The sequence below is a fragment of the Enterobacter sp. GER_MD16_1505_Eko_090 genome, assembly GCF_003331015.1.
Taxonomy (GTDB): domain Bacteria; phylum Pseudomonadota; class Gammaproteobacteria; order Enterobacterales; family Enterobacteriaceae; genus Enterobacter; species Enterobacter roggenkampii.
This window is the reverse complement of record NZ_PUQF01000002.1, coordinates 1-14,048: the sequence shown is the minus strand read 5'-3', so window position 1 is coordinate 14,048 and position 14,048 is coordinate 1. Positions and strand designations below refer to the sequence as shown.

Here is a 14,048-nt window from a genome sequence, read left to right as displayed (position 1 = left end):
ACTATGAGTCTGAATTTCCTTGATTTCGAACAGCCGATTGCTGAGCTGGAAGCGAAAATCGATTCTCTGACAGCGGTAAGCCGTCAGGATGAAAAACTGGATATTAACATCGACGAAGAAGTGCATCGTCTGCGCGAGAAAAGCGTAGAGCTGACGCGCAAAATCTTTGCCGATCTCGGCGCATGGCAGGTGGCCCAGCTGGCACGCCATCCACAGCGTCCGTACACCCTGGATTATGTCCGCCTGGCGTTTGACGAATTTGACGAACTGGCAGGCGATCGCGCATACGCTGACGACAAAGCTATCGTTGGCGGTATCGCGCGTCTGGACGGACGCCCGGTGATGATCATTGGTCATCAGAAAGGTCGTGAAACCAAAGAGAAAATCCGTCGTAACTTCGGTATGCCAGCCCCAGAAGGCTACCGTAAAGCCCTGCGTCTGATGGAGATGGCTGAGCGTTTCAACATGCCAATCATCACCTTCATCGACACCCCGGGTGCCTACCCTGGCGTGGGTGCGGAAGAGCGCGGTCAGTCTGAAGCCATCGCACGCAACCTGCGCGAGATGTCTCGTCTGAAAGTGCCGGTCATTTGTACCGTTATCGGTGAAGGGGGTTCCGGTGGCGCGCTGGCGATTGGCGTGGGCGATAAAGTGAATATGCTGCAGTACAGCACCTATTCCGTTATCTCCCCGGAAGGCTGTGCGTCCATTCTGTGGAAAAGTGCTGACAAAGCGCCTCTGGCTGCCGAAGCGATGGGCATCATTGCGCCACGCCTGAAAGAGCTTAAGCTGATCGATTCCATCATCCCTGAACCGCTGGGTGGTGCACATCGTAAGCCGGAAGTGATGGCTGCGTCCCTGAAAGCGCAGCTGCTGGCCGATCTGGCAGATCTGGACGTGCTGAGCAAAGAAGATCTGCTCAACCGCCGTTACCAGCGTCTGATGACTTACGGCTACGCGTAAGCTTCACAATTATCTGAAAAGCCGCACAATGTTGCGGCTTTTTTTATACCTGCGGTTTAGCCGGACTATGCTTAGCTAATGTTTTTTAAGGAGGAAGCCCATGAATATCATTGCCGTTATGGGGCCACACGGCGTCTTTTATAAAGATGAGCCGATTAAGGAGCTGGAGCACGCCCTGCAGTCGCGCGGGTATCAGCTAATCTGGCCGCACAACAGCGCCGATCTGCTGAAGTTCATCGAGCATAACCCGCGTATCTGCGGCGTGATCTTCGACTGGGATGAATATGACCTCGAACTGTGCAGCGATATCAACAAGCTGAACGAATATCTCCCGCTGTACGCGTTTATTAATACCCACTCAACCATGGACGTCAGCGCCAATGATATGCGTATGGCGCTGTGGTTCTTTGAATATTCCCTCGGCGTGGCGGAAGACATTGCGACCCGAATTCAGCAATACACGAATGAATATCTCGATAACATTACGCCGCCCTTTACCCGGGCGCTCTTCACCTACGTGAAAGAGGGGAAATATACCTTCTGTACGCCTGGGCATATGGCGGGAACGGCCTACCAAAAAAGCCCGGTGGGCTGCCTGTTCTATGATTTCTTTGGTGGCAACACGCTGAAAGCGGACGTGTCCATTTCAGTCACCGAATTAGGCTCGCTGCTGGATCATACCGGACCGCATCTGGAAGCCGAAGAGTATATCGCCCGCACCTTTGGGGCCGAGCAGAGCTATATGGTGACCAACGGCACCTCGACCTCGAACAAAATCGTCGGAATGTATGCCGCGCCTGCGGGGAGCACCCTGCTGATTGACCGTAACTGCCATAAATCGCTGGCGCACCTGCTGATGATGAGCGACGTTGTACCGCTCTGGCTGTCGCCCACGCGCAACGCGCTCGGCATTCTTGGCGGTATTCCGCGGCGGGAGTTCACGCATGAAGCCATTGAACGCAAGGTCGCGGCAGTGCCCGGCGCAGGCTGGCCTGTCCATGCGGTGATCACCAACTCGACCTATGACGGTCTGCTGTACAACACGGACTGGATCAAAAAGACTTTGGACGTGCCGTCGATCCACTTCGATTCCGCGTGGGTACCGTACACCAATTTCCATCCGATTTACGCGGGTAAAAGCGGCATGAGCGGTGAACGCGTGCCGGGTAAAGTGTTCTTCGAAACGCAGTCGACGCACAAAATGCTGGCCGCGTTTTCCCAGGCTTCGCTGATTCACATCAAAGGCGAATATGACGAAGAGACCTTCAACGAAGCCTTTATGATGCATACCACCACCTCACCAAGCTATCCGCTGGTGGCGTCTATCGAAACGGCTGCGGCGATGCTGCGCGGCAATCCCGGTAAACGTCTTATCAATCGCTCTGTGGAGCGCGCGCTGCATTTCCGTAAAGAGGTTCAGCGGCTGAAAGAGGAAGCCGACGGCTGGTTCTTTGATATCTGGCAGCCGGAAGAGATTGATGAAGCAGAATGCTGGCCGGTTTCGCCCGGCGAAGACTGGCACGGCTTCCGGGATGCCGATAGTGACCATATGTTCCTCGACCCGGTAAAAGTGACGATCCTGACGCCGGGTATGGATGAGCAGGGTGTGATGGGTGAGGAAGGGATCCCGGCGGCGCTGGTGGCGAAGTTCCTTGATGAACGCGGCGTGGTGGTGGAGAAAACAGGCCCCTATAATTTGCTGTTTCTGTTCAGCATCGGGATCGATAAAACCCGGGCGATGGGGCTGCTGCGCGGTCTGATGGAATTTAAGCGCGCCTACGATCTCAACCTGCGGGTGAAGAACATGCTGCCGGATCTCTACGCGGAAGATCCTGACTTCTACCGCAATATGCGTATTCAGGATCTGGCCCAGGGGATCCACAGGCTGATCCGTCAGCACGATCTGCCGCGTCTGATGCTACAGGCGTTCGATGTGTTGCCGGAGATGAAGTTTACCCCGCACAAGGCGTGGCAGCGCCAGGTGAGGGGGGAGGTCGAAACCGTCGAGCTGGAAAATCTGGTTGGGCGCGTATCGGCAAACATGATCCTGCCGTATCCGCCGGGCGTACCGCTCCTCATGCCGGGAGAGATGATTACCGAAGAGAGTCGGGCCGTGCTCGATTTCCTGCTGATGCTCTGTTCGGTAGGGCGTCACTATCCCGGTTTTGAGACGGATATCCACGGTGCGAAGCGCGACGAAAACGGCGTGTACTGGGTGCGAGTCCTAAAATAAGAGTGACCGCTTGCCAGGTGCGGGTTTTCGGTTGTAACGTTCAGGCATCATAAAAAGGAGAAGCTATGCTGGGTTTAAAAGCTGTTCATCATATTGCGATCATTGCGACCGATTACGCGAAGAGTAAGGCCTTCTACTGCGACATTCTCGGCTTTACGCTGTTGAGCGAGGCCTACCGTGAGGAGCGCGACTCCTGGAAGGGCGACCTGGCGTTAAACGGGCAGTATGTGATTGAACTGTTCTCTTTTCCTTTTCCGCCTGCGCGTCCGTCCCGCCCGGAAGCCTGTGGCCTGCGCCATCTTGCCTTCAGCGTCGATGACCTGGATAGCGCAGTAAAACATCTGGAAGCGCACGGCGTGACGTGTGAAGCAATCCGCGTCGATCCGTTCACCGACAAGCGTTTTACCTTTTTCAACGACCCGGACGGCCTGCCGCTGGAGCTTTATCAGCAGTAAGCGCCATCCTGTGTGATAATGCCCGCTCAGTTCGGGCATTTTTTATGTGTAATTCCCTATGACCTTACCCGCTATTGCGCAAGCCGTTTCACCGTACCGCCAGTTGCTGGTGGGGTTTAGCGGTGGCCTGGATTCCACCGTTCTGCTTCATCGCCTTAAGCGCTGGCGCGATCGGGAGCCTGACGTCCAGCTGCGGGCGATACATATTCATCACGGATTAAGTCCTCACGCAGAGGAGTGGGTGGCGCACTGCGAAGCCTTGTGTGCGGCGTGGGCGATCCCGCTTCTCGTCGAGCGCGTCACGCTTGCAGAGGAAGGGCTGGGCATTGAGGCGCAGGCGCGTAAAGCCCGCTATGCCGCCTTTGCCGGGGCATTGCGTACAGGAGAAGCGCTGGTCACGGCCCAGCACCTGGACGATCAGTGTGAAACCTTTCTGCTGGCGCTTAAGCGGGGCAGCGGACCGGCAGGGCTTTCAGCCATGCCTGAGCGTTCTGAGTTTGCCGGTACAACGTTACTGCGTCCGCTGCTTGGCGAGACGCGCGCCTCGCTTGAGGCCTGGGCGCGAGAACATCAGCTGAACTGGATTGAAGATGAGAGCAACCAGGATGATGGCTATGACCGTAACTTTCTGCGTCTGCGCGTCCTCCCGCTATTGAGCGAGCGCTGGCCGCATTTCGCCGACGCGACGGCAAGAAGTGCTATGCTGTGCGCCGAACAGGAATCGCTGCTGGACGAGCTGTTGAGTGACGAGCTGGCTGAACTGATTTCTGAAGACGGAGCGCTGGCGATTGCACCGCTGAAAGCGATGAGCCCGGTGCGTCGCGCCGCACTGATACGGCGCTGGCTGGCCTCTCATCACGCCGCGATGCCGTCGCGGGCGATGCTAAACCGTATCTGGGACGAGGTTGCCCTGGCGCGGGAGGATGCTTCCCCGTGCGTCCACCTGAACGGTTTTGATGTAAGGCGCTACAAAGGGGAACTCTGGTGGGTAAAATCAACGTCCTCACTGACCAGTGTGGTGCTCGACTGGCTTTCTCCTGCGCTTCCGCTGATATTGCCCGGTGAGGCAGGACGTGTCTCTCTTATACCGTCTGGTCATGTGAGGCTGCCAGAGGCAGGAGAACCGGTAACGGTACGCTTTAAGGCTGGCGGCATGCTGCATATTGTCGGGCGCAACGGGGGACGCAAGCTGAAGAAAATCTGGCAGGAGTGCAACGTGCCGCCGTGGCTGCGCGACACCACGCCGCTGCTGTTCTATGGTGAAACATTGATTGCTGCTGCGGGCATTTTCATCACGGAAGCGGGATGGGCGGAAGAGGGGGTCAGGTTTGAGTGGCAGAAAGCGTAACGGGCAGCCAGGCTGCCCGTTAATGTCATCAGGATTCGCTCACCACGACGGTGCCGATTTGCGGGTGGCTGAAGCTGGCTATTTTATCCAGGCGCAGCTCACGCGTCGCACCGGCATCTTCCACTATCAGGTATTCCACATTCTTACGTGAAACCAGATCGCTGGCCTTCGCCTTCAACACTTCGCCATCTTTTAGCTCCAGCGTCAGTAATAAATGATGCTGGCAGGCGAGTTCGAGGTTGTCATAGTCATCACAATTGATGGGTTGATAAGTATCATTCATCGACATAATCGCTCACCAGTAAATTCGCCGCAGCATACGCTGCTTTTTCCCTGACCGACTCTGAAAGGCTCTCATCAGAGGCCACTTCATTAAGCACTTTCAATACACAGCCCAACGCGTCCGGGACATACCCCAGATCTCCGCTGGCGATTTCCGCATACCGTTTGCGAATTAACTCACAATAATTATTCACATCCCCTCCCGCCAGCGCACTGACTTACTGTGAGATATCATTAAGCCTACGAAGATAAACTCGGTTTAGCAAGGTGACTATACCATACTCATTTAAGCAATATCAGCGCCTTGATAGCGGTGTATTTATCACCCTACAACAGCCTTTTGCCGCGGTTTTCGCTACAATGAGCGCCTGATTCGAATGGAGTTCTCTCATGGCGCTGAAAGCGACAATTTATAAAGCAGTGGTCAATGTGGCCGATCTCGATCGCAACCAGTTCCTGGACGCCTCGCTGACGCTGGCTCGCCACCCCTCCGAAACCCAGGAGCGCATGATGCTGCGCCTGCTGGCGTGGATTAAGTACGCTGACGAGCGTCTGCAGTTTACCCGTGGGTTAAGCGCAGAAGACGAGCCAGAAGCCTGGCTGCGCAACGATCATCTGGGTATTGATTTGTGGATCGAACTTGGACTGCCGGACGAACGCAGAATTAAGAAGGCCTGCACTCAGTCCGCTGAAGTGGCCTTATTCGCGTATAATCAGCGCGCTGCGGAGATTTGGTGGCAGCAAAACAAAAGCAAGTGCGGACAGTTTAAAAATCTCACGGTCTGGTATCTGGATGATGAGCAACTGGCGCAGCTGAGCGACTTTGCCAGCCGGACCATGGTGTTGCAGGCGACGATTCAGGACGGTGCCATCTGGCTCTCTGATTCTCAGAATAATCTGGAAATTCATTTGACGGCGTGGCAACCGGCCTCATGATCGTCTTGTCCCGAAACGTCAGCATTCCGGACAACGAGCTGGAGATCACCGCCATCCGTGCTCAGGGGGCAGGTGGGCAGCACGTCAACAAGGCCTCAACGGCAATCCATTTGCGTTTTGACATTCGGGCCTCAAGCCTGCCAGAGTATTATAAAGAAAGTCTGCTTGCTGCCAGCCATCACCTGATCACCAGCGATGGCGTGATGGTGATCAAAGCCCAGGAATACCGCAGCCAGGAGCTCAACCGGGAAGCGGCCATCGCCAGGCTGGTGGCGGTCATCAAAGAATTAACGGCAGTACAAAAAAGCCGCCGGGCAACGCGGCCAACCCGCGCATCGAAAGAGCGTCGGCTGGCCTCGAAGGCCCAAAAATCCACAGTGAAAGCACTACGCGGTAAAGTTCGTCGCCCCACAGAGTGACGAAAGGGAACACACTTTTCATAAGGAATTCATTGTGAAAAAAGCATTATGGTCAGCGCTGGCAGTGAGTACGCTGTTTGCGCTTTTCGGGTGTAACAACCGCTCCGAAACGCAGGTTTTACAACCCACGCAGACGGAAGAATTAAAACCGATGCAGCAGAGCTGGCGCGGCGTATTGCCTTGCGCGGACTGTGAAGGCATTGAAACGTCACTGTTCCTGCAAAAAGACGGCACCTGGGTGATGAACCAGCGCTATCAGGGCGCAAAAGAGCCTTCTTCTTTTGCAACTTATGGAACATGGGCGCGAACGGCGGAGAAGCTGGTTCTGACGGATACCGCTGGCGAGAAAACTTATTTCCGCGCCAAAGGCGAGGGGATGGAGATGCTGGATCGTGAAGGCAATCCAATTGAATCCCAGTTCAACTACACGCTGGCGCCGGTAAAAGCGGCTCTGCCCGCGACGCCGATGGCGATGCGGGGGATGTACTTCTATATGGCCGACGCGGCGATCTTTACCGACTGCGCAACCGGCAGGAAAGTCAGCGTAGCAAACAATGCGCAGCTGGAGCGTGATTACGCGGTTGCGCGCGGCAATGACAGCAAGCCGGTATTGCTGACGGTTGACGGTCACTTTACGCTGGAGCCAAACCCGGATAGCGGCGAGATGGTGAAAACGCTGGTGGCAGATAAAGACGCGAAGTTTGTTGCGGGTAAAGACTGTAACAGTAAATAAGCTGACGCTGAGCCATTAAAAAACCCCGCCTGAGCGGGGTTTTTTGTTTAGCCTTTGATGGCTTTCACCAGGTAATCAAGAATGTCGCCGGTCTTGATCATCTGTTTTTCGCCGCTGCGACGGTATTTGTATTCAATCTCGTCGCTGTCGAGGTTACGGTCGCCGATCACGACGGTGTGTGGGATACCGATCAGTTCCATATCGGCAAACATCACGCCCGGACGCTCTTTACGGTCATCCATCAGCACTTCGATACCCTGCGCACGCAGCTCGGCATACAGCTTCTCGGCCAGCTCCTGCACGCGGTAAGACTTGTGCATGTTCATTGGCAGAATCGCAACCTGGAACGGCGCGATGTTGTCTGGCCAGACGATGCCGCGCTCGTCATAGTTCTGCTCAATGGCAGCAGCTACCACGCGCGTCACCCCGATACCGTAGCAACCCATGGTCAGGATCTGGTTACGGCCATCTTCACCCTGAACAGCGGCGTTCAGCGCGCGAGAGTATTTATCACCCAGCTGGAAGATGTGACCGACTTCAATGCCGCGCTTGATCATCAGGGTACCCTGACCGTCCGGGCTTGGATCGCCTGCGACCACGTTACGGATGTCTGCTACTTCCGGCGTCGCCACGTCGCGATCCCAGTTGATGCCGAAGTAGTGTTTACCGTCGATGTTCGCACCGGCGGAGAAGTCGCTCATCGCGGCTACCGTGCGGTCAATAACAACAGGAACCGGCATATTCACCGGACCGAGAGAACCTGGGCCAGCATTGACCACGGCGCGGATTTCCGCTTCCGTGGCGAACGTCAGCGGGCTGGCGACCTGCGGCAGCTTCTCTGCTTTCACTTCGTTCAGCTCGTGATCGCCACGCACCAGAAGGGCAACCAGCGGGTAAGCGCTCCCTTCGGTGGCTTTCACCAGCAGCGTCTTCACGGTTTTTTCGATCGGCAGGTTGAACTGCTCAACCAGCTCGGCAATGGTTTTCGCGTTTGGCGTATCAACAAGCGTCATCTCTTGCGTTGCCGCAGCACGTGGTTCTTTTGGTGCCAGCGCTTCTGCGAATTCGATGTTCGCCGCGTAATCGGAAGAGTCAGAGAAGATCACATCGTCTTCACCGCTCTGCGCCAGTACCTGGAATTCATGAGATGCGCTACCGCCGATGGAGCCGGTATCAGCCTGCACAGCACGGAAATCCAGCCCCATGCGGGAGAAAATTTTGCTGTACGCCGCGTACATTGCGTCGTAGGTCTCTTGCAGGGATTCCTGAGAGGTATGGAAAGAGTAGGCGTCTTTCATCAGGAATTCGCGAGAGCGCATGACGCCGAAACGCGGGCGAACTTCGTCACGGAACTTGGTCTGGATCTGGAAGAAGTTCAGCGGCAGCTGTTTGTAAGAGCTCAGCTCATTACGAATCAGGTCGGTGATGACTTCTTCATGCGTTGGGCCGAGAACGAACGGACGCTCGCCACGATCGACGAAGCGCAGCAGTTCAGGACCATATTGCTCCCAGCGGCCACTCTCCTGCCACAGGTCAGCGGGCTGAACCACGGGCATGGACACCTCGATAGCACCGGCGTTGTTCATCTCTTCACGCACGATGTTTTCGACTTTTTTCAGGACGCGCACGCCGGTCGGCAGCCAGGTGTATAACCCGGAGGCCAGCTTGCGGATCATCCCGGCGCGCAGCATCAGCTGATGGCTGATCACTTCGGCGTCGGCAGGCGTCTCCTTCAGAGTGGAGAGCAGATATTGGCTAGTACGCATGTTGTTACGGTTCCATTTCGACGATTGGAACAGGCTGAAACACCAGCCTGACACAAAAAAAGTGGTTTAGTTTACCAGTGTGGCAAAGATGCCAAAAGAGAGGAGAACAAAATTACCTGGGTTCAAGGGCAAACACTTCAAAACCTGCCCCGGTGACGCGCCAGCGAACGTTAAAATCCAGCAGCCAGACGGCGTACGTTTTACCTGCTTCCTCTTCTTTACGGTAGGCCGGACGCGGGTCCTGTGCCAGAACTTCGGTGATGAAATCCCGTAAGCGAGGATAGCGTTTCTCCAGTTGGCCGAACTGAGCGGTTATCTCAGGCGTAAAATATACAGGCATGTCCGCCTGTGGGGCGTCCTGAGCATAGCTTGCACGCGCGTCCGGAAGGGCTTCGGCGAAGGGCAAATAGGGTTTGATGTCGATCACCGGCGTGCCGTCTACCAGGTCCAGGCTACCTAACTCCAGTATCACCCGATCTTTCTGGCAGCGTATGCCTTTCAGTTCAACCAGCGACATGCCAACCGGGTTTGGACGGAAGGTCGAGCGTGTCGCAAAGACGCCCATTCTCGCATTGCCGCCAAGACGAGGAGGACGCACGGTAGGACGCCAGCCGCCTTCCATCGTCTGGTGAAACACGAACACCACCCACAGGTGGCTGAACGCCTCAAGCCCGCGTACCGCATCGGCCTGATTGTAAGGCGCAATCAGGTGAAGCTCACCGCGTCCGCTGGTGACAAGACCGGGCTGGCGGGGGACGGCGAACTTCTCTTTGTAAGGAGAGTGGATAACGCCTATCTGCTCGAACTGAAATGCACTCATTTCGCCGTGATGTTCAGCGCAGAACCGATGCACACCGCCTGACGGTAGCAGCCCGGCGTGCCGCTGGTGACTTCACAGCTGTGCAGCAGGACCGCGTTGGCTTTCATTTTTGCGGCATTAATCTGCATGCGTTTACGCGCAGTCGGGATATTCGGTGGTGAGTCCTGATTGGTCGCCTGACAGGATTCGCCGCTCACTTCGCCCAGTTCACGGAACGGTTTACCGACGAGTTCATCCGCTTTCGTGATAATGCGAACCGGCGCAGGGCGAACCACTTTCGGTTTCGCAGGCTCGGTCTTTGGCGGGGTTGCCGTGCTTTGAACAGGTTCAACGGGAGATCTGCTTAGCATAGAACAGCCGCTCAGCATGAGTGCTAAAAGACAGATCGGTAAAGCACGCATAATATTTCCTCAATGGATAATCAAAACGTCAGATATTGAATCAGTTGACTGCACAAATGACAAGACGGGCATAAGCCCGTCCTGATGATATTACACTGAGGTGAGATTACCAGCCTTTAACAGCGCCGCCGTTAAACACTTTGTTGGCTTCCTGGTAAACTTCGTCAGACTGATAGGCCTGTACGAATTTCTTCACGTTTTCCGCGTCTTTGTTGTCTTCGCGCGTCACGATCAGGTTTACGTATGGAGAGTCTTTATCTTCAACGAAGATACCGTCTTTAGCTGGGGTCAGGCCAATCTGGCTGGCGTACGTGGTGTTGATAACGGCCAGGGCAATCTGCGCATCGTCCAGAGAACGTGGCAGCTGCGGTGCTTCCAGCTCAACAATTTTCAGATTTTTCGGGTTCTCGGTGACGTCCAGAACGGTTGGCAGCAGGCCAACACCGTCTTTCAGTTTGATCAGGCCCACTTTCTGCAGCAGCAGCAGGGAACGACCAAGGTTAGTTGGGTCGTTAGGGACGGCAACCTGAGAGCCCGGCTGCAGTTCGTCCAGGGATTTAATTTTCTTAGAGTAACCGGCAATTGGATAAACGAAGGTATTACCCACGCCCACCAGTTTATAGCCGCGATCTTTGATCTGCTGATCCAGGTATGGTTTATGCTGGAAGGCGTTCGCGTCGATATCACCTTTGCTCAGCGCTTCGTTCGGCAGAACATAATCGTTGAAGGTCACCAGCTCCACGTCCAGGCCATATTTCTCTTTCGCCACTTTCTGAGCAACTTCTGCAACCTGCTGTTCTGCACCTACGATAACGCCCACTTTAATGTGGTTCGGATCTTTTTCATCCTGACCGCAACCCACCAGTGCCAGAGAGCCGATCAGCGCGCCTACTGCTGCGAAGGTCTTTAATTTAAACGCCATGTTTTATCCTTAACTCGTAGAGTTTATGTTGTGTGTAACGTTATTTGTGCGTAACAGCCCGGACGATGCGATCGCCAGAGAACTGGATTAAGTAAACCAGAACAACCAGCAATACCAGAACGGTATTCATCACGGTCGCGTTATATCCAATATAGCCGTACTGGTAACCAATCTGACCTAAACCGCCCGCGCCTACGGCACCGCCCATCGCGGAATAACCGACCAGGGTGATAAGCGTAATGGTTGCCGCATTCACCAGCCCTGGCAGTGCCTCAGGCAGCAGAACCTTGCGGACGATCTGCATCGGCGTGGCGCCCATCGCGCGGGACGCTTCGATCAAACCGGTTGGGATCTCCAGCAGGGCGTTTTCCACCATACGGGCGATAAACGGCGCAGCGCCAACGGTCAGCGGAACGATCGCCGCCTGCAGACCGATAGACGTTCCGACGATCACGCGGGTAAACGGAATCATCCACACCAGCAGAATAATGAACGGGATAGAACGGAAGATGTTCACCAGCGCAGAGAGCGTACGGTACAGCTTCGCGTTCTCAATGATTTGACCCGGACGCGTCACGTACAGCAACACGCCGACCGGCAGGCCAATCACAAAACCAAAGAAACCAGAGACGAAGGTCATTGCCAGCGTTTCCCAAACGCCGCGAACCAGCAGCCACATCATCGGCTCAGACATAACCCAGTACCTCTACTTTTACGTGATGTTCTTGCAGCCAGGCAATGGCTGCCTGGGTTTCTTCTTGTGTGCCGTGCATTTCTGTCAGCATGATGCCGAACTTGACGCCACCGGCGTAATCCATCTGCGCGCTGATGATGTTGTTATTCACGTTAAAGCGACGTGCGGTTTCGGAAAGCAGGGGAGCATCAACGGACTGACCGGTGAACTCCATGCGCAGCATCGGGACGCTGTCAGCTGTTGCTTCTGTTTTCAGACGTTCCAGATAGTCTTCCGGAATATCCAGATGCAGCGTGGACTGGATGAACTGCTGCGCCAGCGGGGTTTTCGGATGCGAGAACACTTCGCTTACCGTGTCCTGCTCGATCAGTTCACCGTTACTGATGACCGCCACGCAGTCGCAGATGCGTTTCACCACATCCATCTCGTGCGTAATAAGGAGGATCGTCAGGCCCAGACGACGGTTAATGTCTTTCAGCAGTTCAAGAATAGAACGCGTGGTTGCCGGATCCAGTGCGCTGGTGGCTTCATCACACAGCAGCACCTTAGGATTGCTTGCCAGCGCGCGGGCAATGGCCACACGCTGTTTTTGCCCACCGGAGAGATTTGCCGGGTAGCTATCCTGTTTGTCGCCCAGACCCACGAGGTCGAGCAGCTCGGTGACGCGGCGCTTCACTTCTTCTTTCGGCGTGTTATCCAGCTCAAGCGGTAAGGCAACGTTGCCGAACACGGTGCGGGAAGCCAGCAGGTTAAAGTGCTGGAAGATCATGCCAATCTGACGACGCGCTTTGGTGAGTTCTTTTTCTGAAAGGGCGGTAAGTTCCTGGCCGCCAACTTCTACGCTGCCCTGGGTTGGGCGCTCAAGCAGGTTAACACAACGGATCAGCGTACTTTTACCTGCACCCGATGCGCCAATGACGCCATAAATTTGACCAGCAGGAACATGCAGGCTGACGTTGTTCAGCGCCTGAATGGTTCGGTTCCCCTGCTGGAACACTTTGGTGATATTGGAAAGTTTAATCATTAGATTATTTTTATCGTATGTAAGTTAGCCGTGGCATTTTCTTCTGCCAGATACGGGTGATGACCGTAAACAAAACGGATGTTAAGGCATCCAGACGTCTAAATCAATCCAACTCTGTACGATGAGCACTTTATTGCGCTGCGATTCATGAGATACTAGCTGAACATGCCTTTTTCAGGAGCAAACCGGTGGCAAAATCAGTACCCGCAATTTTTCTCGATCGTGACGGCACTATTAATGTGGATCACGGTTATGTCCATGAGATTGATGAGTTCGAGTTTATCGAGGGCGTAATAGATGCCATGCGCCAGCTGAAAGAGATGGGCTATGCGCTGGTGGTGGTGACGAACCAGTCTGGTATTGCACGCGGTAAATTCACCGAAGCGCAGTTCGAGACGCTGACCGAATGGATGGACTGGTCACTTGCCGACCGCGGTGTGGATCTCGATGGTATCTACTATTGTCCGCATCATCCGCAGGGAACCGTAGAAGCGTATCGTCAGACCTGTGATTGCCGTAAGCCGCATCCGGGGATGTTTATCTCTGCGCAGGAGTTCCTGCACATTGATATGGCGGCTTCTTATATGGTGGGCGATAAACTGGAAGATATGCAGGCAGCCGCAGCCGCGGGTGTAGGGACTAAAATATTAGTGCGTACCGGCAAGCCAGTGACGCCAGAGGCTGAGAATGCGGCGGATTGGGTGATTAATAGTCTGGCCGATCTGCCAAAAGAGATTAAAAAGCACCAAAAATAGCCTTTTTGGTGAAAAGGTGAGCGGTTGAAATAAAAATGCATTTTTCCGCTTGTCATTCCTCGGCGGCTCCCTATAATGCGCCTCCATCGACACGGCGGATGTGAATCTCTTCACAAACAGCCCGGTCGGTTGAAGAGAAAAAATCCTGAAATAACGGGTTGACTCTGAAAGAGGAAAGCGTAATATACGCCACCTCGCAACGGTGAGCGAAAGCCGCGTTGCACTGCTCTTTAACAATTTATCAGACAATCTGTGTGGGCACTCAAAGTGACATGGATTCTTAACGTCCTCGGACGA

General features: G+C 54.8%; 16 protein-coding genes. 8 read left to right on the top strand and 8 right to left on the bottom strand.

Going from position 1 to position 14,048, the window contains the following annotated elements; translation table 11 throughout:
* The first annotated feature begins 3 nt into the window (after positions 1-3).
* From accA to tilS, 4 genes are all read left to right on the top strand, one after another.
* Positions 4-963: an acetyl-CoA carboxylase carboxyl transferase subunit alpha gene (gene accA / locus C6A40_RS02500; protein ID WP_008501895.1), complete on the top strand. Its 960-nt coding sequence runs from the start codon at positions 4-6 to the stop codon at positions 961-963.
* 100 nt (positions 964-1,063) lie between these two features.
* The gene (locus C6A40_RS02495) at positions 1,064-3,196 is read left to right on the top strand and encodes a lysine decarboxylase LdcC (protein ID WP_045335714.1); all 2,133 of its coding nucleotides are present in this window, start codon (positions 1,064-1,066) and stop codon (positions 3,194-3,196) included.
* A gap of 65 nt (positions 3,197-3,261) precedes the next feature.
* Positions 3,262-3,651 carry a VOC family protein gene (locus tag C6A40_RS02490; RefSeq protein WP_008501893.1) on the top strand — a complete coding sequence of 130 codons (390 nt, stop codon included), beginning with the start codon at positions 3,262-3,264 and terminating at the stop codon, positions 3,649-3,651.
* A 58-nt stretch (positions 3,652-3,709) separates the two neighbouring features.
* Complete coding sequence (gene tilS, locus C6A40_RS02485) at positions 3,710-4,999, top strand: tRNA lysidine(34) synthetase TilS (protein WP_045335716.1); 1,290 nt, start codon at positions 3,710-3,712, stop codon at positions 4,997-4,999.
* A gap of 28 nt (positions 5,000-5,027) precedes the next feature.
* Here the strand turns inward: tilS and rof are convergent, their stop codons facing one another.
* Positions 5,028-5,288: a Rho-binding antiterminator gene (gene rof / locus C6A40_RS02480; protein ID WP_008501890.1), complete on the bottom strand. Its 261-nt coding sequence runs from the start codon at positions 5,286-5,288 to the stop codon at positions 5,028-5,030.
* Entirely contained in the window at positions 5,275-5,475 is a 201-nt protein-coding gene (locus tag C6A40_RS02475) for a YaeP family protein (RefSeq protein WP_008501889.1), read from the bottom strand. The genes rof and C6A40_RS02475 overlap by 14 nt, the downstream gene beginning before the upstream one ends.
* 196 nt (positions 5,476-5,671) lie before the next feature.
* Here C6A40_RS02475 and C6A40_RS02470 point away from each other — a divergent pair, with 196 nt between their 5' ends.
* Genes C6A40_RS02470 through nlpE form a run of 3 tightly spaced genes read left to right on the top strand, consistent with a single transcriptional unit; the run spans position 5,672 to position 7,369 of the window.
* Positions 5,672-6,217 (top strand): YaeQ family protein, encoded by a 546-nt coding sequence (locus C6A40_RS02470; RefSeq protein WP_021240481.1) that lies wholly within the window; start codon positions 5,672-5,674, stop codon positions 6,215-6,217.
* Positions 6,214-6,636: an alternative ribosome rescue aminoacyl-tRNA hydrolase ArfB gene (gene arfB / locus C6A40_RS02465; RefSeq protein ID WP_008501887.1), complete on the top strand. Its 423-nt coding sequence runs from the start codon at positions 6,214-6,216 to the stop codon at positions 6,634-6,636. The genes C6A40_RS02470 and arfB overlap by 4 nt, the downstream gene beginning before the upstream one ends.
* 34 nt (positions 6,637-6,670) lie before the next feature.
* Positions 6,671-7,369, top strand: a complete 699-nt coding sequence (gene nlpE / locus C6A40_RS02460) for an envelope stress response activation lipoprotein NlpE (protein ID WP_045335718.1) — start codon at positions 6,671-6,673, stop codon at positions 7,367-7,369.
* A 47-nt stretch (positions 7,370-7,416) separates the two neighbouring features.
* On the opposite strand, the gene proS is transcribed toward nlpE, so the two are convergent.
* The 6 genes from proS to metN form a co-directional block, all read right to left on the bottom strand.
* Positions 7,417-9,135, bottom strand: coding sequence for a proline--tRNA ligase (gene proS, locus C6A40_RS02455; RefSeq protein ID WP_025912202.1), 1,719 nt, complete (start codon positions 9,133-9,135; stop codon positions 7,417-7,419).
* A 112-nt stretch (positions 9,136-9,247) separates the two neighbouring features.
* Entirely contained in the window at positions 9,248-9,955 is a 708-nt protein-coding gene (gene tsaA, locus C6A40_RS02450) for a tRNA (N6-threonylcarbamoyladenosine(37)-N6)-methyltransferase TrmO (protein ID WP_032675982.1), read from the bottom strand.
* Positions 9,952-10,356: an Rcs stress response system protein RcsF gene (gene rcsF / locus C6A40_RS02445; protein ID WP_008501883.1), complete on the bottom strand. Its 405-nt coding sequence runs from the start codon at positions 10,354-10,356 to the stop codon at positions 9,952-9,954. Before rcsF ends, tsaA begins: the two co-directional genes overlap by 4 nt.
* A 106-nt stretch (positions 10,357-10,462) precedes the next feature.
* A complete protein-coding gene (metQ, locus tag C6A40_RS02440) occupies positions 10,463-11,278 on the bottom strand; it encodes a methionine ABC transporter substrate-binding lipoprotein MetQ (protein WP_014168729.1) in 816 nt (271 codons plus the stop codon).
* Positions 11,279-11,318: 40 nt separating this feature from the next.
* Complete coding sequence (locus tag C6A40_RS02435) at positions 11,319-11,972, bottom strand: methionine ABC transporter permease MetI (RefSeq protein WP_003856130.1); 654 nt, start codon at positions 11,970-11,972, stop codon at positions 11,319-11,321.
* The gene (gene metN, locus C6A40_RS02430) at positions 11,965-12,996 is read right to left on the bottom strand and encodes a methionine ABC transporter ATP-binding protein MetN (RefSeq protein ID WP_008501880.1); all 1,032 of its coding nucleotides are present in this window, start codon (positions 12,994-12,996) and stop codon (positions 11,965-11,967) included. The genes C6A40_RS02435 and metN overlap by 8 nt, the downstream gene beginning before the upstream one ends.
* Positions 12,997-13,184: 188 nt before the next feature.
* Here metN and gmhB point away from each other — a divergent pair, with 188 nt between their 5' ends.
* Positions 13,185-13,751, top strand: a complete 567-nt coding sequence (gmhB, locus tag C6A40_RS02425) for a D-glycero-beta-D-manno-heptose 1,7-bisphosphate 7-phosphatase (RefSeq protein ID WP_008501879.1) — start codon at positions 13,185-13,187, stop codon at positions 13,749-13,751.
* Positions 13,752-14,048: the final 297 nt, after the last annotated feature.

Bases quoted from the DNA above. Each gene is read 5' to 3' on its own strand.
- accA (WP_008501895.1), top strand. From the start codon at position 4: ATGAGTCTGAATTTCCTTGATTTCGAACAGCCGATTGCTGAGCTGGAA.
- C6A40_RS02495 (WP_045335714.1), top strand. From the start codon at position 1,064: ATGAATATCATTGCCGTTATGGGGCCACACGGCGTCTTTTATAAAGAT.
- C6A40_RS02490 (WP_008501893.1), top strand. From the start codon at position 3,262: ATGCTGGGTTTAAAAGCTGTTCATCATATTGCGATCATTGCGACCGAT.
- tilS (WP_045335716.1), top strand. From the start codon at position 3,710: ATGACCTTACCCGCTATTGCGCAAGCCGTTTCACCGTACCGCCAGTTG.
- rof (WP_008501890.1), bottom strand. From the start codon at position 5,288: ATGTCGATGAATGATACTTATCAACCCATCAATTGTGATGACTATGAC.
- C6A40_RS02470 (WP_021240481.1), top strand. From the start codon at position 5,672: ATGGCGCTGAAAGCGACAATTTATAAAGCAGTGGTCAATGTGGCCGAT.
- arfB (WP_008501887.1), top strand. From the start codon at position 6,214: ATGATCGTCTTGTCCCGAAACGTCAGCATTCCGGACAACGAGCTGGAG.
- proS (WP_025912202.1), bottom strand. From the start codon at position 9,135: ATGCGTACTAGCCAATATCTGCTCTCCACTCTGAAGGAGACGCCTGCC.
- tsaA (WP_032675982.1), bottom strand. From the start codon at position 9,955: ATGAGTGCATTTCAGTTCGAGCAGATAGGCGTTATCCACTCTCCTTAC.
- rcsF (WP_008501883.1), bottom strand. From the start codon at position 10,356: ATGCGTGCTTTACCGATCTGTCTTTTAGCACTCATGCTGAGCGGCTGT.
- metQ (WP_014168729.1), bottom strand. From the start codon at position 11,278: ATGGCGTTTAAATTAAAGACCTTCGCAGCAGTAGGCGCGCTGATCGGC.
- C6A40_RS02435 (WP_003856130.1), bottom strand. From the start codon at position 11,972: ATGTCTGAGCCGATGATGTGGCTGCTGGTTCGCGGCGTTTGGGAAACG.
- metN (WP_008501880.1), bottom strand. From the start codon at position 12,996: ATGATTAAACTTTCCAATATCACCAAAGTGTTCCAGCAGGGGAACCGA.